Origin of the sequence: Ensifer sp. Root127, from assembly GCF_001425225.1 — a bacterium.
Classification (GTDB): domain Bacteria; phylum Pseudomonadota; class Alphaproteobacteria; order Rhizobiales; family Rhizobiaceae; genus Ensifer; species Ensifer canadensis.
In genome coordinates this window covers 1-23,269 of the sequence record NZ_LMDX01000034.1, presented here as the reverse complement: position 1 = coordinate 23,269, position 23,269 = coordinate 1, and the positions used below count along the sequence as shown (strand labels likewise).

Genomic DNA, 23,269 nt, shown 5'->3' with positions numbered 1-23,269 from the left:
ATTACTCATGATTCCCGATGCAAGCCCTTCCACAATCCCCGCTGACGACGAGCCGGCGCTGCGCCGCACGCCCAGCCAGAAGCGCAGCCGCGAGCGCGTCGAGCACATCCTTTCCTGCGCCACGGCGATCATCCAGGAGAAGGGCAGCGACGCCATGCGCATGAGCGAAGTCGCTGAAAAGGCTGGAATCTCGATCGGCTCCCTCTACCAGTACTTCCCCGACAAGGCGGCGATCGTGCGCACGCTGGCCGAGCGCTACAATGCGGTCTGCAATGAATGCATCGGGGCCGAGCTTGCCACGGTGACGTCGATCTCGGAACTGCGTGACGCCTTCTCCATGCTGTTCGACATCTATTACGATATGTTCCTGGCCGAGCCTGTGATGCGCGACATCTGGTCAGCGATGCAGGCCGACAAGGCGCTGCGCGAGATCGACCTTTTGCAAAGCCGTGCCGGCGGCCAGCTTCTGGCCGACGTCTGGGCTCGGTTTGCGCCCGACACGCCGCGCGAAACGATCGACAGCGCCGCCTTTTTGATCATGCATCTCGGCGATTGCACGATGCGGCTTGCGGTCTCCGTCACCAGAGCAGAGGGCGACCAGATCGTCGAAGCCTATAAACGCATGATCCTTCGTGATTTTGTCGCGGATGGACCGGGCGGCGGCGCAAGTCTAATTGACATCTCCGGGGTGCGATCCTAATCATCGTGGATCGATTGGTTCCCGCAACGCGAACGCGTTTCGGGAGTAAACGGGAACGTGACGGATGGACCCATGCTGGGCATTCAAATCACGGCCGACCCCGCGACTGTAGAGCGACGTGAATGCGCCGTTCCGGAGCGATCCGGAAGAAGCCACTGGAGACAAGACCGCGAGAGGGCGGCCCTTGCTCTGGGAAGGCGAGGCAAATCCAGGGTGATCTCACCCGACGTCCTGAGCCAGGAAACCTGCCAGTCGATGCGGGCATAGGGCCCAAACCGGGAAAGATCCCGACGCCATCACGGAGGTTGTCATGGCTACATCTACAGTTTCGAGCATTCCGCTCTCCCTCAGCGATCGTCTGACCGCAGGTATCATCGCGCTCCTCATCGGCGGCTTCCTCGTCTTCGGCGCAGGCCTGGCGAACTCGGCCGTGCTGCACGATACCGCGCACGACACCCGCCACTCCTATGGCTTCCCCTGCCACTAAGCGATGTTCCGGGACGCGACTTGCGTTCCGCATCGACATAGCTGCGGACAAAAACGCTTCCGGCAGACAGCCGGACGCGTTTGCTCGCGTCTGATGCAGATTGAAGATCTGCCGGACGGAGCCGTTCGCATATTTGCCAGTGGGACACGGCGCTGCCTGCCAGATGCATGGCGCGCCGATATCGAGGGATATCGAAAATGATTGTCAGAACGCTTCTGGCCGCGATCGTGGCTGGATTGATTGCCGGTGTCTTCATGACCGGCGCCCAGGAACTGCGCGTCGTACCGCTGATCCTGCACGCGGAAGAATTCGAAGGCGAGGCACCGGCCGCCGGCGAACAACCAGCCGTTCAGCCGGGAACGGCCGATCCGGCCGCAGCAAACCACGACCAGCATTCGTCGCTGAAGGCGGTTTCGCCGATTGGCGCTTTGCTTGACGCCCTGTCGCCGATCACGCCTGCCTACGCCCATGAGGGCGAACACGAGGAAGGCGGCATCATGTTCGGCATGAGCCGCTTTTCCGGCACGCTGATCGCCAATCTGGTGACCGGCTCCGGCTTCGCGCTGCTGCTCGCCGGCGTCAGCCTCGTCATCGGCTACCCGATCACGCTCAGGAACGGCGCGCTCTGGGGCGCCTGCGGCTGGCTTGCCGTGCACATGCTGCCGGCAATCGGTCTGCCGCCGGAACTGCCGGGCTTCCCGGCCGCGGAACTCGGCGACCGCCAGGTCTGGTGGGGTGCAACCGTGCTGTTGTCTGCCGCCGGTCTCTATCTGCTGGTCTTGCGGCAAGAGATCGCCGCCAAGATCATCGGCCTCGTGCTGATCGCGGCACCGCATGTCTATGGCGCGCCGCAACCGTCGGACATCTCCAGCAATGTGCCGGCCGTGCTCGGCGCTGAATTCGCCGTGGCAGCCCTTGCCACCACGCTCGCGTTCTGGATTGTTCTCGGCGTCGTGTCGGGCTTCATCAACGATCGTTTCGCCAAGGCGTAACAGACCGGCCAGATTTCGCCATCAACCCGGAGCCCCTGATATCGCCGATATCAGGGGCTTTGTCGTCGAGATGTCTCAGCGCGCCTGCAATGCCAGCAGATGCGCCTGCAACCGCGCGCGGCGGTCGTCCGGCGCCAGCATCACGCAACTGTCGCAGAAGCTGCCACCTTCCGTTCGATAATAGAGACAGCAGCCGCCGCGCAGGCGATAGGTGCGCGACAGCGCATGATTGCCGCCGATCTCGATCACGATGTCCTCGTAACGGAGCTTGTCGGAAAATAGCGACGTACCCGCGCGCTTGACGATCGCCAGCGCCCTCGCCATCGCGGTCTCCTCGTCGCCGAGGACGCGGCCGATCTCCAGGAACCCACCGGCAAGCGAATCCGCCGCAAGCCGCCATTGCGCGCCCGAGGACAGGCCGGTGCGACGCTTCAACATGACGACGATCGGCGCCAGATGCGCAGCGAAGGTTTCGCCGAAGACGTCCGCAGTCGCCGGGGCATGATCCCCGGCTGCGGGCAAGGCAAGGCTGAAATGAAACCGCTTGGCCGCGACAAGCCGTTCGCCATAGGCCCGCGAAAATTCTTCGAAGCGAAGGCCGCGAACGGCTGCCACGATGCCCCCACCGAGATAGAGGCCGCCAAGCGCGAGCGTGAGCTGGTTGCTGTAAAAGGCAATCAGATGGGCGGCGCGGATCTTGTCGTCCATGCCCTCGGCAAAGCGATCCTGATAGGCAAGGCTGTCTTCAAGCCCGACGCCCTCCTCCACCCAGAACCGCGCCTCGGGAAGAAATACGTCGCCGGCGGCCCCGAGCGAAAAGCCCACTTCGGGGAAAGACGACTGCAGGTGCGCGAGAACGCCAAGGGCGCTCTGGCGCAACGCCGCGTCCGCCTCGTCCTCCGCCGGGCGCTCGTCCTGCCGCTCGTGGCCCAAGCTCATGCCGTCTCCCTGGTCTCAAGCCAGCCGCCGCGAAAATCCGCCCGCTGCAATCCGCGCCGTATGGCCGGAATGCTGCGCGTCAGCTCCCAGACGAAACCGTTTCTGGCATTCTCGATCATCATCACGACAAGCCCCTGGTCAAGCCCGACCACGCGGTCGTCGACCCAACCCTCCGGGCCCACACCGGGCAGGCTCGGATTGAACCCGCCGGGAAACCGGCTCTCGCACAGAATGTCCGGGTAACAGTTCTCGAGCTCGGCGAGTGCCGACTGCGACGCATCGGCAGCGAAAGGCAGACAGGCAACCGGTGCCCAAGGTGCCAGCGTGCCATCGTCAGGACCACCGGGCGCGCCGCGCGCCGCATAGCCGAGCATCCGCTGCCAACGCCCATCGACAAGCCGCTGCCGCCCCGCCGGTCCACCGCAGGCGCTGAGGCCCCACATATCCCCGCCGTAACCGGCGAAATCGCCGGGATTGCGCTCGGCATGGGCTCGCTGCAGCGCGATCGCCCGGCAGGTATTGTCGAAATAATCAGTCGCCTCGTCACGCATCGGCGCATCGCCAATGCCGCGAAGGTCCAACCAGGCTTGCGGAAAGAGATGGACGAACAAAGGCGCGGCCTGCAGATGCGGCGCACCGTCGACCGTGGTCCACGCATAGGCGGCCGTGAATTCGCGGTAGTGCTCCGGGCCGATTGCATGGTGCGGCGCGCCGAGCGCGAGCACGTAGAGCAGCAGTGCCTCGCTGTAGCCCTGCCATCGATACTTAAGAAACCGCCCGGGCGGTCGCCAGCCCATCGTCAGTATCTCGCCACGGCCGAGCGCCCAGCGCCAATCCACCCGGGCATAGAGCTTATCCGCAAGCGCGCGGATTTCCCGCTCCCCCGCACTGTCGCCGGAGAAATAGGCGCCTGCGGTCAAAACGCCGGCAATCAGCAGCGCGGTATCGATGGTGGAAAGCTCGCACTGCCACACCCGCTCGCCGGTCTTCATGTGGAGAAAGTGATAGTAGAAGCCGCGATAACCGGTGGCGAGCGCATCGCTCCCCTGCCGGCTTTGCGCCAGAAACCGCAGGGTCATCAGCACCCGGCCGGCCGCTTCGCCGCGCCCGATCCAGCCGCGCTCGACGCCAACAGGGTAGCAGGAAAGCCCGAAACCGGTGGCAGCGATGCTTGAGGGCGCGTCGGGAAGCGACGTATCGGCGACAAGCCCGGTGCCGGCATCGCTATAGCGCAGGAAATAGTCGAAAGCGGCGGACTGCAGCCTATCGACCTGAAAACGCTCCGTATTCCGTGTCTGTTGAAGCATATCCTCAGCTCATGCAGGCCCGTCGGCACGGTATCGATCGGCAGTAAACCCTGTCGATATCACCTTTTATTGAAGGTCAGCCAACCCCAAACAGTCGCGATAAGCCAATCCTGTGCTACATTTCCTGAGATGACGCGGCTCGCAATGACGGGTTGAAGCGATGTTAACCATGCTGGCGTTGATCCTTTCCCTGACTGGTGGCCCGACCCAATCGACCGCCGCGCACACCGACGTCGATGTCGAACTGGTGCTGGCCGTCGACATGTCCGGCTCGATGGATCTGGACGAAGCCCGCGTCCAGCGCGCCGGCTACGTGCAGGCGCTGCGCCATTCCGACTTCCTCAATGCGGTAACGAGCGGTCGCTATGGCCGGATCGCCCTTGGCTATTTCGAATGGGCCGGCACCGTCAACGAATCCTCCGTCGTTGCCTGGCAGGTGATCTCCAACGCCGCCGAAGCGGACGCCTTTGCCGCGCTGATCGAGGCCCGCCCCGTCGGCACCCGCCGCGGCACCTCGATCTCCAACGCGCTCACTTACGGCACAGCGCTGATCGACTCCAACGCCTTTGCCGGCATGCGCCGCATCATCGACGTGTCTGGCGACGGACCCAACAATATCGGCCCACCGGTCATTCCCGCCCGCGACATCGCCATTGCCCGCGGCATCATCATCAATGGCCTGGCGATCCTGATTAGACCGTCCGTCTCGACCGGGCCGCTCGACCAGTATTATGCCGAGTGCGTCGTCGGCGGCCCGGGCTCCTTCGTGCTGCCGGTGCATGAGCCGGAAGATTTCGCCATCGCCATCCGCCAGAAGCTGATCCTGGAGGTCAGCGGCCTGCCGCCACCGCCGCGTGTGCGCCTCGTCGATGCCTTGCCCGCGCCCGACTGCCTGATCGGCGAGAAGCTCCGGCCAGGCTTCATCGACCGCGTCTATCCCGAACTTGACAAGTAGTCGGCCCACATTGGCAACGACGCTTTGCCATGCCAGATTGTCGTTTCCTTACTGCATGTTTCCTTAAATCCTATTCGATTTAAGGATAAAAACAGGCAGCCATTCAAAGTGCTACAGCGACATTTGCGCGTCTAACAAGACGCGCGGCGCTGTAGGGCGCGCGCGTCGATAAGATGCCGCGTTCAATCGTGGATCGATTTCCTTCATGTCCCTGACCACCCATCCTGCGGCGGCCGACGCGTCCACCGACACCAGCACCCGACAGATTCGCGACAAGCTGCGCGATGCGATCGTCGAACGACGGCTTGCGCCCGGAACCAAGCTGTCCGAAAGCGATGTCGGCGATCTGTTCAACGTCAGCCGTACGCTGGTGCGCGCCGCGCTGCAGTCGCTCGCCTATGAGGGGCTGGTCACTGTCGAGAAGAACCGCGGCGCCTTCGTCGCCCATCCCTCGCCGGATGAAGCCCGCCAGATTTTTGCGACCCGCCGACTGATCGAGCCGGGCCTCGTGCGCGCCGCCGCGCCGCGCATTGGCGCGGCTGATATCGATGAGCTGCGCCGCCTGCTTGCCGCCGAACATCAACTGACCGCACAGCGCGGCCGGTCGGCGCGCCGCGCCGAGATCAAGGCCTCGGGTGATTTCCACCTGGCGCTCGCCGATCTCAGCGGCAATGTCATTCTCAGGCGCTTCATGGATGAGCTGGTGGCGCGCTCCTCGCTCGTCATCGCGCTTTATGGACAATCGAGCGTCTCGACCTGTGGCCACGACGAGCATGGCGACATCCTGACTGCGATCGAAACCGGCGACATCGACACCGCCTGTGCGCTGATGATCCGCCATATCGATCACATCGAGGCCGATCTCGACCTCAGGGAGCGCAAGCCGACCGACCTCAGGGCCGCGCTCGATCTCTGATCGCTGACAGCCAAAACGCTTGAACGGTTTCAGGGAGACGGCCTGCACCCGGCCGCAGGCCCCTCGCCGCTCCCCACGCCTCCATCATTCGAAAAAATCTTTCGCAAAAATTGTCACGGCGAAAGCGTGCCGGCTCTCGTCCGAAAGCCTTGTCTTCCAGGGCTTCCGACGGCCCCCCATCTGGCCGAACACATCGGGTCGGCATCGTCATGGTTAAAAAAGTGCAGCCGCGGAGGGAACCATTGGCGCTCCCCGGCGTTGGCCTCGCGCTCAAAAGACGATGAACGAGGAATGCAAGATGAGCGAAAAAACCTTCGCAACGCCGATCCACCTGAAACTGTCGTCCAAGCGGCAGACCGTCGTCAGGACGGTCTGGGAGGCGCTCGAACTGCTGCGGCAATGGCCGGGCAGACGTGGACGGGAATATCGTGCCGCCCTTCAGCGCTGCCTGGATGCGCTTGACGGGCTGACCAGCGTCAACAGGGCAAGCCAATGCTTCACCGCGGCCGCCCGTGAATCGGGCCTTCTGCTTGCCTGAGAAAAACTCCAGTTTTCCGACATTCACGCACCGGCTGAACGGCCGGTGCGTCCACCGCTCTTAAACCGCATGCCGTTTTCGCAAAACCGCTGCACACTTTTGCGCGACATGCATCAGCCGCTATTGCGTCGGCCGGCCGACGATTTCGACCTTGTCGGAAACAAGTGCTGCCAGCGCGGCCTTGTCCAGCCGCCAGTCCGGCGAGCCATAGCCAAGCGGCCACTTGTAAGGCTCCCTGTCGTTGAAGAACACCACGGCCGTCAACAGCGGGAAACGCGCGCGATAAGTCCTGCGATCGAAGATTTCTGCGTACCAGGCGCGCTTGTAATCCGCTGAACCGGCAACCCCAAGCTCGGCAATCATCACAGGCTTTCCAAAGCCTTCGACGCGGCGGTATTTTTCGCCAAGCGTCTCGCCGAAGCTGCGCTCCCGCCCCCAATAGTCCACATCCATCTTCTGCAGACCCCACACGGGAATGCCGATGGCATCGACGACATCGTCGCCGGGATAGTAGCCGGCAAGGTTGCGATGGCCCTTGGGCGACCAGACGAAGCGAGCGTCAGGCGCCAGCTCCCGGCAGCTTCTAACGAAATAGCGAAACGCCTTCTTATAGCCGTCCATGTCGCGCCGCGCCCAGGGATAGCGGCCGTCAGGGTCCTCCATCTCGTGGCCCCAGCGCATGTAGACCGGCGCTGCAACCGCGCCGGCACGCCGGCAGATATCGCCGATCTCGCGGTCGAAACGACCGCGGCCGATATCGGCAAACAGCCGCTCGCCGCCCGCCCGCCAGTTGCTCGCATGGGTATAGGGCTCGACGGAGATCATCAGCGCCCGCCCTTGGCCCTCGGCAATGGCGATCTTGCGCTTCAGCATCGCCTTGTCGAGCGCCTGCCAATAGATGAAGACATGCTCGATCGTGAGCGCAGCGCTGCCCGTGACCGCGTCATGCGGATCGTAGACGCCGATCGCGACCTCGCCGCCGGGCGTGCCGGCAGACCGCGCCGCCGAGCTGATCGAGCCCGTCGTCAGCACGCGATCGACCGTGCCGCCGAGATCGGCAGCCGCAACCCGCGAGGCACCCGCCACCGGCAGAAGCGCCATGAGGCCGGCCAAAAACACCGATCTGAACATCGCAATCGACAAGAGCTGTCTCCGGCAGGAGGACTTTGAGCATTTCCAGGAAAAGCCCGGGAAGGTTCCGCCCGGAGTTGCCTGGAACACAAGGAGCTTGAGTATTTCCGTTCGTGCATCCAACGCGGAAACGGTCTAACGGCACTCGGAATGAAACGGGGTGCTGTGGCGCTCCGCCCTATGGGAATGGCTTTACAGCGAGCTTCTGAGGAAGCAGCGCGACGTATGGCCGAAACCGCTCGGCGAGCAGATATAGGGCGCGCGGCCGAGATAGGCGGAAACGCGCCGTCTTGCCGGCAGCGGCTCGACGATATCGTCCTCTTCCGCAACCTTGATCAGCTTGCCCTGCTTCGCGCCCGCGCTCGGTGCGCTTACGGCTGCCTTGGAGCCGGCAGACGCAAACAGCGGGCTTTCAGCCATACTCGCCGACGAACAGCCGGATGAGACAAGCAGAAGACCGAGAAGCGAGGCAGGTACGAGATACTTGAAACCCGAAACGGTGGTGCGGCGTGCGCCGCCCAAGGCGGTTAGGCTTCGCATAAGCATCCTTTCGAAGAAGCGGCCAGCGCCGCTTGGCAACTTCCCTACAGCGCCGCGCGTCTTGTTAGACGCGCAAAGGTCGCTGCAGCACTTTGAATGGCTGCATGTTTTGATCCTTAAATCGAATAGGATTTAAGGAAACATGCAGTAGCGGGAATCACCCAAGAAGTTCAACCTCCACTTCTTATTATTGACAGCTAAAATTAAGAGTTTCTTTCTTAGCGATGTCTTTTCACACGTACGGACGACCGAAATCGGCGCGGCAGGCACGGGCCTTCGCCTCGCCAGCCGCCGCCCAGCCAAGGCGCGATACGTGGCCGCAACAAAGAAACGCTGTGAGATCATCAGGCCGGGCCGCCAACCCACGCGCACCGATTTCAACCGCACACCGACGTCGACCATGCGCCAGTTGCGCGCCTGTCTTCCTTCCCTTCGCAGCGCCTGCCGCACCAGCCGCCATCGCCGCCATGCGCGCCGATCACCTGTCAAGCCGCAACAGCCGTTCGTCCGCGGGACGCTCGGCGCAAAACCGGGCCCGACCAAAGTCCCCCTCATTTCTGGCTGCCGGCTGTTTACACAGTGTTGACCTCTGTGACGCACCTTGGCTTCCAGGCGCAACATGTTTGAGCGTATGCGCCCACTCCAAAACTGCCCGCTCCGGCGGGCATTTTTTTGACCGCTCGGCGGTTATCTCACAGATGAGAAGTATCTAACCGTAGAGCAGCCAGGAGCGCGGTTCTCCAGCGCGACTGCTGTTGAGCCATTTTTAGGTCGCGGAAAGAACCCTGGTGGGCGCGAGGTCCCGGGCCGGCGCGAGCCTTTCATGAGAGACGTCCTTATCAGGCTCGCTTTGTCGGCCATTGCAATTTTTAGGCGTTTCACGTCTGCCTTGCATATAGCTTCAGCAATCAAGCGCGTGTTGTTAGCATTTTACAGGATTTCCGCTCACATCCTACGCGTTGCACGAGGATAGAGACCTCACGCCCGCTTTACGCTTCATCGAACGCAATGATTTAACAGGCTTGAGACGCAGATCTCGCAAACATTCGCCGGTAGGTTACAATGGTGGGCCCGGAGGGACTCGAACCCCCAACCAAGCGGTTATGAGCCGCCGGCTCTAACCATTGAGCTACAGGCCCACGCCGGATCAAAGATCCGGGACTCAGCGAACCAATGGCAGTTCGTGATCGGCAATGGCTCTAGCCGAAAACCTTTTTGACGACAAGTCATTGCCGCAATGCCCACACAATCGCTAAGCATGAAAGCAGCAGGGACAGAAACAACCGGAGAGACACGAACCATGACTTCCACACGCACTGCCCGCACGCTTTCCATTGCTGCCTTGGCCGCCGCCTTTGCGGGTATTGCCGCTGCCGGCGCGCACGCGCAAGATCCCGCCAAAAAGCGCGAAGCGATCATCACCGTGGCCGGCGAAGGCCGCTCATCGATCGCGCCTGACATGGCCATCCTGCAGCTGAGCGTCGTCAAGGACGCCAAGACCGCCCGCGAGGCGCTCGACGCCAACAACAAGACGATGGCCGAGGTTCTGGCTGCGCTGAAGGACGGCGGCATTGCCGAGCGCGACCTGCAGACGAGCGGCTTTTCGGTCAACCCGCAATACAACTACCCGCCCAACAATGACGGCGGCAACCGCCCGCCGGAGCTGATCGGCTACCAGGTGGCCAACGGCGTCAGCGTGCGCGTGCGCGACCTCGCCAAGCTCGGTGACATCGTCGACAAATCGGTGACATTGGGCGTCAACCAGGGCGGCGGCATCCAGTTCACCAACGACAAGCCGGAAGGCACCATCACCGAAGCGCGCAAGGCAGCCGTTGCCGACGCCATCGAGAAGGCCAAGGTTCTGGCCGAAGCTGCCGGCGTCTCGCTCGGCAACATCGTCGAGATCACCGAACAGGGCTTCCGCCCGGAGCCGGTGCCGATGATGCGCGCCGGCATGGCCAAGGAATACGCAGCCGACTCCGTGCCGATGGCAACGGGCGAAAACAGCTACAACGTGACCGTCAACGTCACCTTCGCGATCAAGCAGTAAGACCGACCGCTGAGGCCCGTCCCGCGGAAAGTGCGGGCGGGTTTTGCGGGCCTGCAGTTGGCTCGGTACGACGCTTCGCTTAGGCGGGCATCAGTCGCATAGCAAAGCCCCGTGCGGTTACAACCGCGCGGGGCTTTTTCTGTCCGGCTTGAGATTGAAGCATGTCGCGAAAGTGTGCCGCAGGCTTGCGATAACGACATGGGTAAAACAAGAGAACCCGGCCGCTGAGGATTATCGACCCCGTCTGGAGGCCAGAAGCATCGACCCCCTCCGGGTGGACCCTCTGTCGGCTAACCAGCGTCGCGGCCGATGCCAAGGCATCGCTCTGCGGTATGCTGCTCACCGGATGGAGCGCATACGGTCCCACGCACGACAGCGCCGCGCGTCGTATCAGACGCGCAAAGTCGCTGTAGCACTTGGAATTGCTGCGCGCTTTGATTGGCAGAGCCACGCTTTGCCCGGCCACTGAGGCAGCCCTCCCGCCAAACAACGCAAAGTGGGTCGCGGCTTCGCAACAGCGCCAGGTGGACCAGAGACTTGTGGCGTGCGGCCCAGCCCTGCTCTTCTGCGATGTGTCTCAGACAAAGAAAAACCCCTCACGCCTGGGGCGTGAGGGGGCGCATTTCCGCCGGCCGGGGGAGACAGGACGGAAAAGGCTTGGATTACCAGCGGCCGATAAAGGGGCAGCCGCGAACGTTGGCGAACGCGATCGTCTGGCGATAGCCGCGGCGGCTGCCTTCGACGACGACGCGGCGGTGCGAGACATCGGCGACATGGGCGCGGCGCAGGCCATGGTCACGGGCCTTGTCGACGGCCATCCAGGGGGCGCAACGGCTACGGCGGCCACCGCCATCCCAGCCACGGTCCGGACCGCGGCGCTCGCGACCCCAGTCGCGCTCGTCACCATAACCACCGTCGTAGTCGCGATACTGGACCTGGACGCCACCGCCCGAGCCGAAGCCGAATTCGACGGTTTCTGCGGAAGCGGTGGAAGCGGCGCCCACGAGGCCGGTCAAACCGATGACGACGGCGGCGGCTGCGTTGATGAGGGTATTCTTCATGGTCTTTCTCCGAGGGCTTGAAGGGTTCAATCTGCAATCACCGTCCCAAGCGATTGATCGGACAATAGCGGCGCCAAACTGAACGCTAGCGGAACTGCACATTCATGCGGGGTTCAGATTGCGGGCACCTGACGAAAACCGGCGGGAGACAAAGATTCGTTCGACTTTTAAGCGAGCCGCAACGGCGCGGTGCTGCCGCACCAGAACCGGATTTTCGCTAGAAATATCAGTTGATTAATGGAATCCCCGGCACGCAGGATTGCGATACCGCGCGCGACGGGCGGCATAAAAAGATCGCCACGATTTCCTTGAGGCGGCCGTGATGCGTCGCTGCCGATCAGCCGGCAAGTTCGGCTTCGAAAGCCCGCATGTTGCGATAATGGCTGAGCCGGGTGATCGACTGGTCCTCGATCTCGAATACGAAGACGGTGGGGATCGAATAGGTTTGGCCGGATGCGGCGGGAAAGCCCTCCAGCGTCTCACGATAGGTGCCGCGCGCCGTCACATCGGCGGCAATCCGCTGGCCGAAATTGTCGCGCATCAGCACGATGTCGCCATAGGTTTCGTCGAAATGCCGGAGATAGGTCATGATGCTTGCCCGCAGCGGCTCGACGCCGACGGTGCGCTGGCCGGTCAGCGAATCAAGCGCCACGTCCTCGTCGACAAGCCGCGCCAAGGCGTGGAAATCGCGGTCGTTGAGCGCCTCGATGAAGCGGCTGGCAATGGTCTGCGCGTCGGTCATATCTACCTCGATGCTGATTGCGTATGGCCATGCCTTTCGGACGGCAGACGAGGAAACGACGATCGAACGAACGCGCCGGCAAATTTCGTTCGCACCCCGTTCCCTAACCAATATGGAGGGGTGACAGTCCCCTTCAAGACGTTGCCGCGGTCAATCGGCAGATGTCATGGCCCCAGATGCAGCACGATCTCGCGGCGGTGCGGCCGGTCGCGGTGTTCGAAGAGATAGAGCCCCTGCCAGGTGCCGAGCGCCATGCGGCCCGCATTGACGGGCACGCCGATCGACACCTGCGTCAGCGCCGCCTTGATGTGAGCGGGCATATCGTCTGGCCCCTCCTGCGTGTGCACCACCCAGCGCATCGACGGATCGGAGGATGGCGGCACCAGCCGGGCGAAGAACTCGCGGAGGTCCCGCTTCACGTCGGGATCGGCGTTTTCCTGGATCAACAGCGAGCAGGAGGTGTGGCGGACGAACAGGGTCAAAAGCCCCTCGCCCGCGCCGTTGGCGCTGACGAAGTCTGCCGCCTCGTCGGTGAACTCGTAGAGCCCCTGGCCGCGGGTGGAAATGACGATCGTGGTCTGCGGCATCGGCGTTGGTTCTCCTCGGCTGGCGGCGGCAAGCGCGCCGCCACCTGAACGGGTTTGGCAAAAGCCGCTGCCAAGTCAAGCCCACTGCAGGTCTCCTTAAATCCTATTCGATTTAAGGATAAAACATGCAGCAATTCAAAGGGCTACAGCGACCTTTGCGCGTTTAATAAGACGCGCGGCGCTGTAGGCCTCCCGCCAAGTCTATTTCTCGAGAAAAGCCTCGAATCCGCCATAGATCATGCGCTTGCCATCGAACACATCCTTCCAGGCATCGCCTTGCAGCCGCGGATCCGCCATCACCTTGGCAACGATCGCGTCACGGTCGGCGCGCGACTTGTAGACGATCCAGGAAAAGACCACGGTCTCGTCGTCCTTGGCCTGCACGGCGCGGGGAAAGGACGTCACCTCGCCATAGGGCACGTCGTCGCCGAGGCATTCGGCATAGGAGAGTGCGCCATGCTCCATCCACACATCGCCCGCCTGCCGCGCCATGTCCTTGTAGGCCTCGATATTGCCCTTGGGCACGGCAACGATGAAACCATCCACGTAACTCATGTCGATATCCTCCTCGGTTGCTTCGACCAACAAAGGACGAACGGGATGGAAAGGTTCCGACAAAACCAGCGATTTTTTCAGATGATGAATGCTTGGGTGCCCTCGCCGCCTTTGCCGGCCGGCCTGTTGCGGCCACTCAAGGCTTTGAGAAAAAAATCCGGGTCGCCTGTCGGCACATCCGCTTTTCGTTCGTCCTTGGGAAGACCACCGCCCAAGGGAGCAACAGTCATGCAGAAGATCACGCCCTTTCTCTGGTTCGACAACCAGCTCGAAGACGCCATCCAGTTCTATACCTCCATCTTCCGCAATTCCCGCGTCACCGACGTCAAGAAAGGGCCTGACGGTAAGGCGTTCACCGCCTCGTTCGAGCTTGAGGGACAGGCGTTCATGGGGCTCAACGGCGGGCCGCATTTCAAGTTTTCCGAAGCCGTCTCGTTCTTCGTGCGCTGTGCCGATCAGGCGGAGGTCGACTATTATTGGGAGCGCCTGCTCGACGGCGGCACGCCGCAGCACTGCGGCTGGCTGAAGGACCGCTTCGGCCTTGCCTGGCAGATCATACCGGATGCGCTGATGCAGCACCTGAGCGATCCTGATCCGGCCCGCGCCGGCCGCGCCCAGCAGGCGATGATGGGCATGGTCAAGATCGACGTCGCCGGGCTTGAAAAGGCCGCCGCCGGCTGAGCCCTATGCCAGCTGCTGATATGACATCAGCTTCCGCAACCGTTGAGTTGGCGGCTATAGAGCGAGGCCATGCCAGAGGCGCGTTTGGCGCCGGTCTTGGCCGTGTCGCTCCAGTTGCCGCGGGCATAACCGGCATGCCCGTGATAATAGGCGATGTAGAGCCGATAGGCGTCGTTGAGCGCGATGCCGTTCTTCTGGCTGCTTTCGCGGTGATACCAGGCAATGAAGCGGATGGCGTCGCCGAAATCCGAACGCCGCGCCGTCCAGCGGCCGGTTTCGCTCTGGTAGCGCGCCCAGGTGCCGTCGAGCGCCTGCGAATAGCCATAGGCCGATGAAACGCGCGTCCAGGGAATGAAGCCGAAGAGTTTTGTGCGCGGCGGCTTGGCATTATGGCGGAAGCCGGATTCCGTATAGATCGTCGCCATCAGCACCGGAACGGGCACGCCATATTCGCGCTCCGCCTGATAGGCGGCGCGGCGCCAATTGTTGAAAAGGCCATCTCGCTGCTCGAAAACCGCGCACGCGTTCCGGGTGTCTCTCGGCACCGTTGCGCAACCGGCCAGCAACAGGAGGACGACGACAAAAACGCAACGCATCTTCGAACCTCTCGTTTCCGAGAGATTGATAAAACGTAAACGTTAAGGATCGGTTTTGAATCGAATACGATTGATTGCGGGGCTACCGCATACGTCCTGAAGTCGGATCCGATTTAAGGATAAATTATGCAGCAGGTTCAAAGTGCTACGGCGTCCTTTGCGCGTCCGCAGGTTTCCGAAGATCATGCGAGCGCGCGTCGACGGCGGCAGGCGCGAAACGAGGAGAGCGAAGACATGCGGTTTCCTGCTTTGATGTTTGCAACCCTTGTCGGACTGGTGGGCCTTGCACCCGCCGCATGGGCCGACGATTGCGCCAATGCCAGCGACCAGGCGACGATGAACGAATGCGCTGATAAATCCCTCAAGGCCTCCGACACCGAACTCAACACCCTCTACAAGCAGATCGAGGCGCGCCTGAAGGACGACCAGGACACCACCAAGCTGCTCATTGCCGCACAAAAGGCATGGATCGCCTTCCGTGATGCCGAATGCGATTTTTCCGCCGCCGGGGTTACGGGCGGCACCGCCTATCCGATGATCGTCCTTCTGTGCCGCGATAACCTGACCCAGAACCGCGTCAAGGATTTCAAGGGCTATCTCAGCTGTCAGGAAGGCGACCTCAGCTGCCCGCTGCCGCCGGTAAACTGACGGGCTGATGGGCAGGCTAGCCAAAACGCTTGTGATGACCGCAGCGATCATCGGGCTGTTGTGGACCGGCGCGCAAGCCGCCGACCGGACGGCGCTCTATGTCAGCGATGCGATCGTCACAGGCACCGGCGAGCAGAACCGGCAGATCGGCTTTCGCGAATGCCTGAGCGAGGTTCTCGTCAAGGTCTCCGGCGATTTCACGCTCACGGGGAGCACGGCACTTGCCGCCCTGCAGGTGCAAGCCGCAGAGTTCGTCGCCTCGTTCTCCTACCGCGACCGGCTGGAAGGCGTCCCGATTCATGACGAGCAGGGAACGCATGACCGCCCGCATGACCTTACCTGCCGTTTCGATCCCACCACCATCGATCCGCTCCTGGCAAAGCTCGGGCGCAAGCCGTGGCTGTCGCCGCGGCCGACAATCGCCGTGCTGCTTGCCGTTCACGATCAGAGGCGCCGCTTCGTGCTGACGCGCGACGGCAGCGAGAGCCCGTATATGGCGGATTCGCTTGCCGTCGCGGCAGTACCGCTGGCGCTCTCGGTGCGGCTGCCCGATGCTGCAACGCTCACAAGCAAAGACCTTGATTTCGTCCATCTATCGCGCCAGCGGCCGGCCGAGCTCAAACAGCTCGCAACGGATATCGGCGCGGAAGTGCCCCTCGCCGGCACCCTCGTATGGTCCGATGCCGCCCGCGGCTGGATCGCCGACTGGCGCATCACCGAAAACGGCAGGGAGTATCGCTGGCAGATCCGCGGCGTCAGCTTCGACGAGGCCTTTCGGGATGCCATGCGCGGCGCCGCGCGCATACTCTCCGGCAACGGCGCGCCGTAGATAAGCATCGTATTGCCGATTGTTGCGCTCAGCGCCTGCTGATCTCAGCCCAGGGACGCGACCAACTCGCGATAGGCGGCTTCCGGGAAGGCCTTGAGCGTCCGCGTGCGCACATTGCCACCCATGCCGAGCGTCATGGCAAAGCGCGCCGCCACCGCATCGTCAGGCGCCTCGCAGATAGCCACCATGTCGTACTCGCCCATGGTCAGAAAGAAATGTTTGAAGGAGCCGCCCATGTCGGCGAGCATCTTCTTGGCCGCGTCGAGCCGCTTGGGAGACTCGCGCACGTTCTTAACGCCCTGCTCTGTCCAGTTGAGGAGCACGACATAAGTGGTCATTTCACACCTCCATGAGGGCACGCTTCACGCCCACGGTGCGACTGCCCGTGCTTCAAGCCGGGTGCCCCAATTGCTCCGAAAGGGGAAGTATAGTCCTGTGCGGAGACACCTACAAGAAAGCATCGGAACAACAAAAAAGCCGGGCTGAGCGCCCGGCTTCTTGATGGTTCGACCTTCGACCGCTTAGCTGTCGAGGAACGAGCGCAGCTTGCGCGAGCGGCTCGGATGCTTGAGCTTGCGCAGCGCCTTCGCCTCGATCTGACGGATACGTTCGCGGGTAACCGAGAACTGCTGGCCGACTTCTTCGAGCGTATGGTCGGTGTTCATGCCGATGCCGAAGCGCATGCGCAGGACGCGCTCTTCGCGCGGCGTCAGCGAGGCAAGAACGCGGGTCGTCGTTTCGCGCAGGTTCGCCTGGATGGCGGCATCGATCGGCAGCAGCGCATTCTTGTCCTCGATGAAATCGCCGAGATGCGAATCCTCTTCGTCGCCCACCGGGGTTTCGAGCGAGATCGGCTCCTTGGCGATCTTCAGGACCTTGCGGACCTTTTCGAGCGGCATGGCGAGCTTCTCGGCCAATTCTTCCGGCGTCGGTTCGCGACCGATTTCATGCAGCATCTGGCGCGACGTGCGAACGATCTTGTTGATCGTTTCGATCATGTGCACCGGAATGCGGATCGTGCGGGCCTGGTCGGCGATCGAACGGGTGATCGCCTGACGGATCCACCAGGTCGCATAGGTCGAGAACTTGTAACCGCGACGGTATTCGAACTTGTCGACCGCCTTCATCAGGCCGATGTTGCCTTCCTGAATGAGATCGAGGAACTGCAGGCCGCGGTTGGTGTACTTCTTGGCGATGGAGATGACGAGGCGCAGGTTCGCTTCGACCATTTCCTTCTTGGCGATGCGCGCTTCGCGCTCGCCCTTCTGCACCATCGAGACGATGCGGCGGAATTCGGCGATCGAGATGCCGGTTTCGGTCGCAAGGTTCTGGATCTCCTGGCGGATGTCGCGGATCGTCTGGTTTTCGCTCTTGGCGAATTCCTTCCAGCCCTTGCCGGCCAGGTTGCTGATCGACTTCATCCAGTTCGGGTCGAGTTCGGCGCCGGAATACTGCTCGAGGAACGAGTCACGCTTGACGCCGTAGGATTCGGCCAGGCGCAACAGGCGGCCTTCGTTCTGCATCAGGCGCTTGGAGATGTCGTAGAGCTGCTCGACGAGGCTGTCGACGCGGTTCTGGTTGAGCGACAGCGACTTGACCGCCTTGATCAGCTCGTCCTTGAGCTCCTTGTAGCGGCGCTCCTGGGCAGGCGACAGCGTGCCAGTGGCAGCCAGGCGGGCTTCCACCTGCTGGTCCTGCAGCTTGCGCAGCTTCTTGTAGGTCTCGGCGATGATGTCGAGGGTTTCCATGACCTGCGGGCGCAGTTCCGCTTCCATGGCGGCGAGCGAGAGGTTCGACTCGTCGTCGTCTTCCTCTTCCTCCTCGCTCGGCATGACATCGCCGCCGACATTGGTGATGTCGTCGTCGTTGGCGGCGCGAACCTTGCGGGTCTTTTCCTTTTCCTCGGCAGCCTTGCGGTCAGCCTCGATCTTTTCCGGGCTCTGGAACTGCGGAGCAGCCTTTGCCTCGGGACCGGAATAGGTGGTTTCGAGATCGATGATCTCGCGCAGCAGCGTCTGGCCTTCGTTGAGTTCGTCGCGCCAGATGATCAGCGCCTGGAACGTCAACGGGCTCTCACAGAGACCAGCGATCATCGTCTCGCGGCCAGCCTCGATGCGCTTGGCAATCGCGATTTCGCCCTCGCGCGACAGAAGCTCTACCGAACCCATTTCGCGCAGATACATGCGCACCGGGTCATCGGTTCTGTCGGTCGGCTCTTTCTTCTTCGTCGCCGCAAGCGCCGTGCCGCCGGAAGGGGCCAGTTCGCCGCCTTCGCCGTCGTTGTCGTCGTCGCTGCTTTCGTCGTCGCTGCTGCCGCCGGCGGCTTCCTCAGCTTCCTCGTCTTCGATGACGTTGATGCCCATGTCGGAGAGCATCGCCATCGTGTCTTCGATCTGCTCGGAGGTGACTTCTTCGGACGGCAGGACGGAGTTCAATTCGTCCATCGTCACATAGCCGCGCTTCTTGGCGGCCTTGATCATCTTCTTGACAGCGTCATCGGAAAGATCGAGAAGCGGGCCGTCCGGAGCGCCTTCGCGTTCAACGTCAGCTTCTTCGTTTTCTTTGACTTTGGTTGCCATTTAGTTCGTCGCTTTCCTTGTCGCAACCGGCGTGAGCCCGGTGCAAATGCCGCTCGAAGGTCCGGGTGCGCCGCGCACCCGCCACCGAATCATTTCCCCTGACGTAACGGGATGATGTTTAATTCCTGATTAACCACGATAGCGATCGTGGCAAAGCGGGCAAGCTCCGACAGTCCTGCCACTGAAGCACTACTGGCATGATATCCTAACCGCCGTGTCATTTCGCCATTTCTTGCTTGGAAATGGTGATTCCCAGAATTTTCGATCCCGTCAAGCATTTCCGCTGAAAAACCGCCCGATTCGGCAAAAATCGCCTCAGTTCATGTTTTTTGGTGTTTATCAGCGTCCGCTGAACATGTAGGCGCTGCCCGTCAAAAGACAAGGGTCGATACCGCTTATCGGCAAGGCTCCGTTGTGCCTTGGCCAACGGCGCAACCATGACTATACGCGTTGGCACCCTCACACCGAAAGCCCGTCATATTTGACGATCTTCACTGCCTCAATGTCGAACTCCGGCAGACAGCGCAGGTTGACGGCCGCCATGGGTCCGTTCGGACCGGCCCCTTCGCCGAAGGGTGCGATGCCACAATGGTTGCAGAAATGATGCTTGATGACATGCCTGTTGAATTCATAGGTCGAGAGATCAGCTTCCGGCGTCTTCAGCCTCAGACTGTCGCGCGAAACGAAGGCCAGCAATCCGCCACGCCGGCGACACATCGAACAATTGCAATCGATCGCCTCGGCGAAGTTCCCCTCAACTTCGAAGGCAATCTTTCCACAATGACAGCTTCCCTCATAGCGCATGCACGGGCTCCTCTGATCGTCTCAACCGCTGATCGCAGACATCGGCAGCGTCGGCAAAGATAGTGCACCGCAGCCGGCGAACAAGCCGGATCAACAAGACGCAAAACAATTCCTGAAACGGCGGACTTCGTCTTAGAGTTCGCAACATTATTCCGGTTTTTCGCTTGCCCGCGACCCGATCTCGAAAGACCTTCCGCCCTACTGCATGTTTCCTTAAATCGTACCCGATTTATGGACAAAAACATGCGGCAATTCAAAGCGCTACAGCGACCTTTGCGCGTCTGAAAAGACGCGCGGCGCTGCAGGAAACGGAGGCCAGAATGAACATCAAGGAAACCGACGCCATGCGCGTCATCAGCATTGCGCGCAGGATCACAATCCCGGACGTCAGGCATGCAGCCGCCGAGCTGGCACCGCTGATCGAGGCGGAGATCGGCCGGGCGGGGCGCAAGCCCGCAGGGCCTTGGATCTTCATCGCGCAGAACCTGCCGAAGAACGCCAGAACCGTCTTTGACTGGCGCATCTGCCGACCCGTCGAGCGTGGCGAGGGCTATCGCGGCGCGCTGGATATGATCGAGCTCGAGCCGATCATGGTAGCCTCGACCCTGCATCAAGGCCCGATGCGAAGCCTCTTCACCCAGGGCTATGCGCCGCTGGTGGAAAAGATCGAGATGAGCAGACACAATTTCTCCGGCGAGAGCCGCGAGATTTATCATCGCTGGGCCGGCCCGGGCGCCCGCTACCACGAGATCGAGATCCAGTTCGGCCTTGCCAACTAGAGCATTTCCAGGAGAAGTGCGCAGCGGTTTTCCGTCAGGAAATGCGCAAAAACAAAGAGATATAGCGTTTCTGCGACTCCGTCTAAACGGGAAACGCTGACGAAAAAGCCGCGCATCCGTGGAACGCGCGGCCTGGTGGTTTCCGGCACTGCGCCGAAGCGTCCCGCTTACCAGTCCATGACGACCTTGCCGGAGTTGCCGGAGCGCATGGCCTCGAAGCCGTCGCGGAACTCGTCGATGCCGATGCGGTGGGTGATGNGTCCCGCTTACCAGTCCATGACGACCTTGCCGGAGTTGCCGGAGCGCATGGCCTCGAAGCCGTCGCGGAACTCGTCGATGCCGATGCGGTGGGTGATGACCGGTGACAGGTCGAGCCCGCCCTGGACGAAGGCGATCATCTTGTACCAGGTCTCGAACATCTCGCGGCCRTAGATGCCCTTGAGGTTGAGCATCTTGAAGATCACCTTGTTCCAGTCGATCTCGAATCCGGCCGGCGCAATGCCGAGAATGGCGATCTTGCCGCCATTGTTCATCTTGTCGATCATGTCGCGGAAGGCGGGTGCTGCCCCCGACATTTCCAGCCCGACATCGAAGCCCTCGGTCATGCCGATCGCCTTCATCACGTCGGYSAGGTTTTSCTTCGACGCATCGACGACATGGTCGATGCCGACCTTGCGGGCAAGCTCCAGCCGCGTCGGGTTGATGTCGGTGATCACCACCTTGCGCGCGCCCGAGCGCTTGGCAACCAGYGCCCCCATRATGCCGATCGGCCCGGCGCCGGTCACCAGCACATCCTCGCCGACCAGATCGAACGACAGTGCGGTGTGCACCGCATTGCCGAAGGGATCGAAGATCGCGGCGATCTCGTCGGGAACGTCTTCCATGCCGATCGGCCCGGCGCCGGTCACCAGCACATCCTCGCCGACCAGATCGAACGACAGTGCGGTGTGCACCGCATTGCCGAAGGGATCGAAGATCGCGGCGATCTCGTCGGGAACGTCTTCGGGGATCGGCACGACATTGTATTCCGGCAGGCAGACGAATTCGCCGAACGAACCCGGCCGGTTGACACCGACGCCGAGCGTGTTGCGGCAAAGATGGCCACGGCCGGCGCGGCAATTGCGGCACTTGCCGCAGACGATATGGCCCTCGCCCGAGACCCGCTCGCCGACATGGTATTTGGTGACGGCCGAGCCGACCGCGGCGATCTCGCCCATGAACTCATGGCCGACGACCATCGGCACCGGAATGGTTTTCTGGGCCCATTGGTCCCAGTTCCAGATATGCACGTCGGTGCCGCAGATCGCCGACTTCTTCACCTTGATCAGCACGTCGTTCGGTCCGACCTCCGGCNTTCTGGGCCCATTGGTCCCAGTTCCAGATATGCACGTCGGTGCCGCAGATCGCCGACTTCTTCACCTTGATCAGCACGTCGTTCGGTCCGACCTCCGGCACCGGCACACGTTCCATCCAGAGCCCGACCGCCGGCTTCGTCTTGACCAGCGCCTTCATCATCTTCGTCATTTGGTTGTCTCCAAAATCAACTGCCCGCCTGGGGCCGCCCCTCATCCGGCTGCCGCCACCTTCTCCCCGCGAGACGGGGAGAAGGAACATGCCGAGGGCTAGGGTGAGGGGCAGAGCTCTACACTCACTTGATCACACCGAGCTCGCGGCCGACCTCTTCGAATGCGGCRATCGCCCGGCGCACGTCGTTTTCGCTGTGGGCGGCCGACATCTGCGTGCGGATGCGCGCCTGGCCCTTTGGCACCACCGGGAAGGAGAAGCCGATGACAGAAGCCGATGACGTAGACGCCCTTCTKSAGCATGCGCGCCGCCATCTCCTGCGCCAGTGCGGCATCGCCGAGCATCACCGGGATGATCGGATGGCCCTCGCCGGCCAGCGTGAAGCCGAGCTTCGACATCTGGTCACGAAACAGCGCCGCATTGTCCGACAGCCGCGCCCGCAGCCCATCGCCGTTGTCGATCAGGTCGAACACTTTGAGCGAGGCGGCGGCAATCACCGGCGCCAGCGTGTTGGAAAACAGATAGGGCCGCGAGCGCTGGCGCAGCCAGTCGACAACCTCGGCCTTGGCCGACGTRTARCCGCCCGAGGCRCCGCCGAGCGCCTTGCCGAGCGTGCCGGTGATGATGTCGACGCGGCCCTCGACRCCGCAATGTTCGGCCGAGCCGCGMCCGTTYYTGCCGACGAAGCCGACCGCATGGCTGTCATCGACCATGACCATGGCGCCATACTTCTCGGCGAGGTCACAGACGCCCCCGAGATTGGCGATGATGCCGTCCATCGAGAACACGCCGTCGGTGGCGATCAGCTTGAAGCGACTGCCTTCGGCCTTCTTCAGCTCTTCCTCSAGCGCCGCCATGTCGTTGTTGGCATAGCGGAAGCGCTTGGCCTTGGAGAGGCGCACGCCGTCGATGATCGAGGCGTGGTTCAAGGCGTCGGAGATGATCGCGTCCTCTTCGCCCAGCAGCGTCTCGAACAGGCCGCCATTGGCGTCGAAACAGGAGGAATAAAGGATCGTGTCTTCCAGGCCGAGGAAGGCGGAGATGCGCGCCTCCAACTGCTTGTGCTCTTCCTGCGTGCCGCAGATAAAGCGCACCGAGGCCATGCCGTAGCCGTAACGGTCGAGCGCCTTTTTGCCGGCCTCAGTCAGTTCCGCATTGTCGGCCAGGCCGAGATAGTTGTTGGCACAGAAGTTCAGCACCCGCTCGCCCGAGGCAACCTCGATCTCGCCCGCCTGTTTCGAGACGATCACCCGCTCSGACTTGTAGAGACCGGATGATTTCAAGCCATCGAGTTCGGAGCGGAGGTGGGAAAGAAAAGCATTGGTCATG

At 62.1% G+C, this 23,269-nt stretch carries 25 protein-coding genes, 1 tRNA gene, 2 pseudogenes and 1 riboswitch; of the genes and pseudogenes, 11 read left to right on the top strand and 17 right to left on the bottom strand.

The genetic code is table 11. The annotated features are described in order from the left end of the window. Window positions 1-7: 7 nt before the first annotated feature. The 3 genes from ASD03_RS27635 (at window position 8) to ASD03_RS27625 (ending at window position 2,179) form a co-directional block, all read left to right on the top strand. Entirely contained in the window at window positions 8-700 is a 693-nt protein-coding gene (locus ASD03_RS27635; RefSeq protein ID WP_057217670.1) for a TetR/AcrR family transcriptional regulator, read from the top strand. Next, a riboswitch (cobalamin riboswitch) is annotated at window positions 699-968 on the top strand. It overlaps the preceding gene by 2 nt. A gap of 42 nt (window positions 969-1,010) precedes the next feature. Continuing rightward, on the top strand, window positions 1,011-1,187 hold the full coding sequence (locus ASD03_RS27630; RefSeq protein WP_025427862.1) for a CbtB-domain containing protein: 177 nt from the start codon (window positions 1,011-1,013) through the stop codon (window positions 1,185-1,187). Window positions 1,188-1,384: 197 nt separating this feature from the next. Further along, the gene (locus ASD03_RS27625) at window positions 1,385-2,179 is read left to right on the top strand and encodes a CbtA family protein (RefSeq protein ID WP_025427863.1); all 795 of its coding nucleotides are present in this window, start codon (window positions 1,385-1,387) and stop codon (window positions 2,177-2,179) included. A gap of 75 nt (window positions 2,180-2,254) precedes the next feature. Here the strand turns inward: ASD03_RS27625 and ASD03_RS27620 are convergent, their stop codons facing one another. Then, complete coding sequence (locus ASD03_RS27620) at window positions 2,255-3,118, bottom strand: (2Fe-2S)-binding protein (protein ID WP_025427864.1); 864 nt, start codon at window positions 3,116-3,118, stop codon at window positions 2,255-2,257. Beyond that, the gene (locus ASD03_RS27615; RefSeq protein ID WP_025427865.1) at window positions 3,115-4,425 is read right to left on the bottom strand and encodes a glucoamylase family protein; all 1,311 of its coding nucleotides are present in this window, start codon (window positions 4,423-4,425) and stop codon (window positions 3,115-3,117) included. The genes ASD03_RS27620 and ASD03_RS27615 overlap by 4 nt, the downstream gene beginning before the upstream one ends. A 160-nt stretch (window positions 4,426-4,585) precedes the next feature. Here ASD03_RS27615 and ASD03_RS27610 point away from each other — a divergent pair, with 160 nt between their 5' ends. The 3 genes from ASD03_RS27610 to ASD03_RS27600 all read left to right on the top strand — a co-directional run bounded on the left by ASD03_RS27610 (window position 4,586) and on the right by ASD03_RS27600 (window position 6,834). Beyond that, window positions 4,586-5,380, top strand: a complete 795-nt coding sequence (locus tag ASD03_RS27610) for a DUF1194 domain-containing protein (RefSeq protein WP_025427866.1) — start codon at window positions 4,586-4,588, stop codon at window positions 5,378-5,380. 205 nt (window positions 5,381-5,585) lie between these two features. Beyond that, on the top strand, window positions 5,586-6,296 hold the full coding sequence (locus ASD03_RS27605; protein WP_025427867.1) for a GntR family transcriptional regulator: 711 nt from the start codon (window positions 5,586-5,588) through the stop codon (window positions 6,294-6,296). 298 nt (window positions 6,297-6,594) lie between these two features. After that, window positions 6,595-6,834, top strand: coding sequence for a DUF982 domain-containing protein (locus ASD03_RS27600; protein ID WP_025427868.1), 240 nt, complete (start codon window positions 6,595-6,597; stop codon window positions 6,832-6,834). Between the two features lie 120 nt (window positions 6,835-6,954). On the opposite strand, the gene ASD03_RS27595 is transcribed toward ASD03_RS27600, so the two are convergent. The 3 genes from ASD03_RS27595 to ASD03_RS27580 form a co-directional block, all read right to left on the bottom strand. Next, entirely contained in the window at window positions 6,955-7,977 is a 1,023-nt protein-coding gene (locus tag ASD03_RS27595) for a glycosyl hydrolase (protein WP_051509175.1), read from the bottom strand. Window positions 7,978-8,157: 180 nt separating this feature from the next. Next, window positions 8,158-8,505, bottom strand: a complete 348-nt coding sequence (locus ASD03_RS27590) for a hypothetical protein (protein ID WP_038576297.1) — start codon at window positions 8,503-8,505, stop codon at window positions 8,158-8,160. 1,063 nt (window positions 8,506-9,568) lie between these two features. Beyond that, window positions 9,569-9,644 (bottom strand) — tRNA-Ile (locus ASD03_RS27580). 161 nt (window positions 9,645-9,805) lie between these two features. Between ASD03_RS27580 and ASD03_RS27575 the strand changes: the two genes are divergently transcribed. Next, window positions 9,806-10,555, top strand: a complete 750-nt coding sequence (locus ASD03_RS27575; RefSeq protein WP_057210308.1) for an SIMPL domain-containing protein — start codon at window positions 9,806-9,808, stop codon at window positions 10,553-10,555. 662 nt (window positions 10,556-11,217) lie between these two features. On the opposite strand, the gene ASD03_RS27565 is transcribed toward ASD03_RS27575, so the two are convergent. The 5 genes from ASD03_RS27565 to ASD03_RS39405 all read right to left on the bottom strand — a co-directional run bounded on the left by ASD03_RS27565 (window position 11,218) and on the right by ASD03_RS39405 (window position 13,742). After that, on the bottom strand, window positions 11,218-11,616 hold the full coding sequence (locus ASD03_RS27565) for a hypothetical protein (RefSeq protein ID WP_025427873.1): 399 nt from the start codon (window positions 11,614-11,616) through the stop codon (window positions 11,218-11,220). A gap of 337 nt (window positions 11,617-11,953) precedes the next feature. Then, the gene (locus ASD03_RS27560; protein ID WP_025427874.1) at window positions 11,954-12,358 is read right to left on the bottom strand and encodes a ketosteroid isomerase-related protein; all 405 of its coding nucleotides are present in this window, start codon (window positions 12,356-12,358) and stop codon (window positions 11,954-11,956) included. A gap of 164 nt (window positions 12,359-12,522) precedes the next feature. Continuing rightward, entirely contained in the window at window positions 12,523-12,945 is a 423-nt protein-coding gene (locus tag ASD03_RS27555; RefSeq protein ID WP_025427875.1) for a secondary thiamine-phosphate synthase enzyme YjbQ, read from the bottom strand. Between the two features lie 201 nt (window positions 12,946-13,146). Continuing rightward, window positions 13,147-13,500 carry a DUF1428 family protein gene (locus ASD03_RS27550; protein ID WP_025427876.1) on the bottom strand — a complete coding sequence of 118 codons (354 nt, stop codon included), beginning with the start codon at window positions 13,498-13,500 and terminating at the stop codon, window positions 13,147-13,149. A gap of 77 nt (window positions 13,501-13,577) precedes the next feature. Then, complete coding sequence (locus tag ASD03_RS39405) at window positions 13,578-13,742, bottom strand: hypothetical protein (protein WP_156408089.1); 165 nt, start codon at window positions 13,740-13,742, stop codon at window positions 13,578-13,580. Here ASD03_RS39405 and ASD03_RS27545 point away from each other — a divergent pair. Next, window positions 13,729-14,181, top strand: coding sequence for a VOC family protein (locus ASD03_RS27545; RefSeq protein ID WP_025427877.1), 453 nt, complete (start codon window positions 13,729-13,731; stop codon window positions 14,179-14,181). The two genes, ASD03_RS39405 and ASD03_RS27545, sit on opposite strands and share 14 nt — an antisense overlap. 26 nt (window positions 14,182-14,207) lie before the next feature. On the opposite strand, the gene ASD03_RS27540 is transcribed toward ASD03_RS27545, so the two are convergent. Then, window positions 14,208-14,777, bottom strand: a complete 570-nt coding sequence (locus tag ASD03_RS27540) for a transglycosylase SLT domain-containing protein (RefSeq protein WP_025427878.1) — start codon at window positions 14,775-14,777, stop codon at window positions 14,208-14,210. 234 nt (window positions 14,778-15,011) lie between these two features. Between ASD03_RS27540 and ASD03_RS27535 the strand changes: the two genes are divergently transcribed. Together ASD03_RS27535 and ASD03_RS27530 are read left to right on the top strand one after the other, a co-directional pair. Beyond that, on the top strand, window positions 15,012-15,425 hold the full coding sequence (locus tag ASD03_RS27535; RefSeq protein ID WP_025427879.1) for a lysozyme inhibitor LprI family protein: 414 nt from the start codon (window positions 15,012-15,014) through the stop codon (window positions 15,423-15,425). 34 nt (window positions 15,426-15,459) lie between these two features. After that, window positions 15,460-16,254, top strand: coding sequence for a DUF2066 domain-containing protein (locus ASD03_RS27530; protein ID WP_158268959.1), 795 nt, complete (start codon window positions 15,460-15,462; stop codon window positions 16,252-16,254). 44 nt (window positions 16,255-16,298) lie between these two features. Here the strand turns inward: ASD03_RS27530 and ASD03_RS27525 are convergent, their stop codons facing one another. From ASD03_RS27525 to ASD03_RS27515, 3 genes are all read right to left on the bottom strand, one after another. Next, the gene (locus ASD03_RS27525; RefSeq protein ID WP_025427881.1) at window positions 16,299-16,592 is read right to left on the bottom strand and encodes a GYD domain-containing protein; all 294 of its coding nucleotides are present in this window, start codon (window positions 16,590-16,592) and stop codon (window positions 16,299-16,301) included. Window positions 16,593-16,775: 183 nt separating this feature from the next. Then, the gene (gene rpoD / locus ASD03_RS27520) at window positions 16,776-18,833 is read right to left on the bottom strand and encodes an RNA polymerase sigma factor RpoD (RefSeq protein WP_025427882.1); all 2,058 of its coding nucleotides are present in this window, start codon (window positions 18,831-18,833) and stop codon (window positions 16,776-16,778) included. Between the two features lie 459 nt (window positions 18,834-19,292). Beyond that, window positions 19,293-19,637, bottom strand: coding sequence for a GFA family protein (locus tag ASD03_RS27515; protein WP_025427883.1), 345 nt, complete (start codon window positions 19,635-19,637; stop codon window positions 19,293-19,295). 320 nt (window positions 19,638-19,957) lie between these two features. On the opposite strand from ASD03_RS27515, the gene ASD03_RS27510 reads away from it, so the two are divergent. Further along, window positions 19,958-20,416, top strand: coding sequence for a hypothetical protein (locus tag ASD03_RS27510; RefSeq protein WP_025427884.1), 459 nt, complete (start codon window positions 19,958-19,960; stop codon window positions 20,414-20,416). A gap of 266 nt (window positions 20,417-20,682) precedes the next feature. Here the strand turns inward: ASD03_RS27510 and ASD03_RS40805 are convergent. The 3 genes and pseudogenes from ASD03_RS40805 to ASD03_RS27500 form a co-directional block, all read right to left on the bottom strand. Continuing rightward, window positions 20,683-21,769, bottom strand: a pseudogene (locus ASD03_RS40805) (alcohol dehydrogenase catalytic domain-containing protein); the annotation flags it as partial. Window position 21,770: 1 nt separating this feature from the next. After that, the coding region (locus ASD03_RS40800) for an alcohol dehydrogenase catalytic domain-containing protein (protein ID WP_162250542.1) at window positions 21,771-21,940 on the bottom strand (170 nt) is incomplete at its 3' end. Window positions 21,941-22,064: 124 nt separating this feature from the next. Further along, window positions 22,065-23,268 (bottom strand): annotated as a pseudogene (locus ASD03_RS27500) (glycine C-acetyltransferase). Between the last annotated feature and the right edge of the window lies 1 nt (window position 23,269).

Coding starts and splice junctions, on each gene's coding strand:
- ASD03_RS27635 (WP_057217670.1), top strand. CDS start 8: ATGATTCCCGATGCAAGCCCTTCCACAATCCCCGCTGACGACGAGCCG.
- ASD03_RS27630 (WP_025427862.1), top strand. CDS start 1,011: ATGGCTACATCTACAGTTTCGAGCATTCCGCTCTCCCTCAGCGATCGT.
- ASD03_RS27625 (WP_025427863.1), top strand. CDS start 1,385: ATGATTGTCAGAACGCTTCTGGCCGCGATCGTGGCTGGATTGATTGCC.
- ASD03_RS27620 (WP_025427864.1), bottom strand. CDS start 3,118: ATGAGCTTGGGCCACGAGCGGCAGGACGAGCGCCCGGCGGAGGACGAG.
- ASD03_RS27615 (WP_025427865.1), bottom strand. CDS start 4,425: ATGCTTCAACAGACACGGAATACGGAGCGTTTTCAGGTCGATAGGCTG.
- ASD03_RS27610 (WP_025427866.1), top strand. CDS start 4,586: ATGTTAACCATGCTGGCGTTGATCCTTTCCCTGACTGGTGGCCCGACC.
- ASD03_RS27605 (WP_025427867.1), top strand. CDS start 5,586: ATGTCCCTGACCACCCATCCTGCGGCGGCCGACGCGTCCACCGACACC.
- ASD03_RS27600 (WP_025427868.1), top strand. CDS start 6,595: ATGAGCGAAAAAACCTTCGCAACGCCGATCCACCTGAAACTGTCGTCC.
- ASD03_RS27590 (WP_038576297.1), bottom strand. CDS start 8,505: ATGCGAAGCCTAACCGCCTTGGGCGGCGCACGCCGCACCACCGTTTCG.
- ASD03_RS27575 (WP_057210308.1), top strand. CDS start 9,806: ATGACTTCCACACGCACTGCCCGCACGCTTTCCATTGCTGCCTTGGCC.
- ASD03_RS27565 (WP_025427873.1), bottom strand. CDS start 11,616: ATGAAGAATACCCTCATCAACGCAGCCGCCGCCGTCGTCATCGGTTTG.
- ASD03_RS27560 (WP_025427874.1), bottom strand. CDS start 12,358: ATGACCGACGCGCAGACCATTGCCAGCCGCTTCATCGAGGCGCTCAAC.
- ASD03_RS27555 (WP_025427875.1), bottom strand. CDS start 12,945: ATGCCGCAGACCACGATCGTCATTTCCACCCGCGGCCAGGGGCTCTAC.
- ASD03_RS27550 (WP_025427876.1), bottom strand. CDS start 13,500: ATGAGTTACGTGGATGGTTTCATCGTTGCCGTGCCCAAGGGCAATATC.
- ASD03_RS27545 (WP_025427877.1), top strand. CDS start 13,729: ATGCAGAAGATCACGCCCTTTCTCTGGTTCGACAACCAGCTCGAAGAC.
- ASD03_RS27540 (WP_025427878.1), bottom strand. CDS start 14,777: ATGCGTTGCGTTTTTGTCGTCGTCCTCCTGTTGCTGGCCGGTTGCGCA.
- ASD03_RS27535 (WP_025427879.1), top strand. CDS start 15,012: ATGCGGTTTCCTGCTTTGATGTTTGCAACCCTTGTCGGACTGGTGGGC.
- ASD03_RS27530 (WP_158268959.1), top strand. CDS start 15,460: ATGACCGCAGCGATCATCGGGCTGTTGTGGACCGGCGCGCAAGCCGCC.
- ASD03_RS27525 (WP_025427881.1), bottom strand. CDS start 16,592: ATGACCACTTATGTCGTGCTCCTCAACTGGACAGAGCAGGGCGTTAAG.
- rpoD (WP_025427882.1), bottom strand. CDS start 18,833: ATGGCAACCAAAGTCAAAGAAAACGAAGAAGCTGACGTTGAACGCGAA.
- ASD03_RS27515 (WP_025427883.1), bottom strand. CDS start 19,637: ATGCGCTATGAGGGAAGCTGTCATTGTGGAAAGATTGCCTTCGAAGTT.
- ASD03_RS27510 (WP_025427884.1), top strand. CDS start 19,958: ATGAACATCAAGGAAACCGACGCCATGCGCGTCATCAGCATTGCGCGC.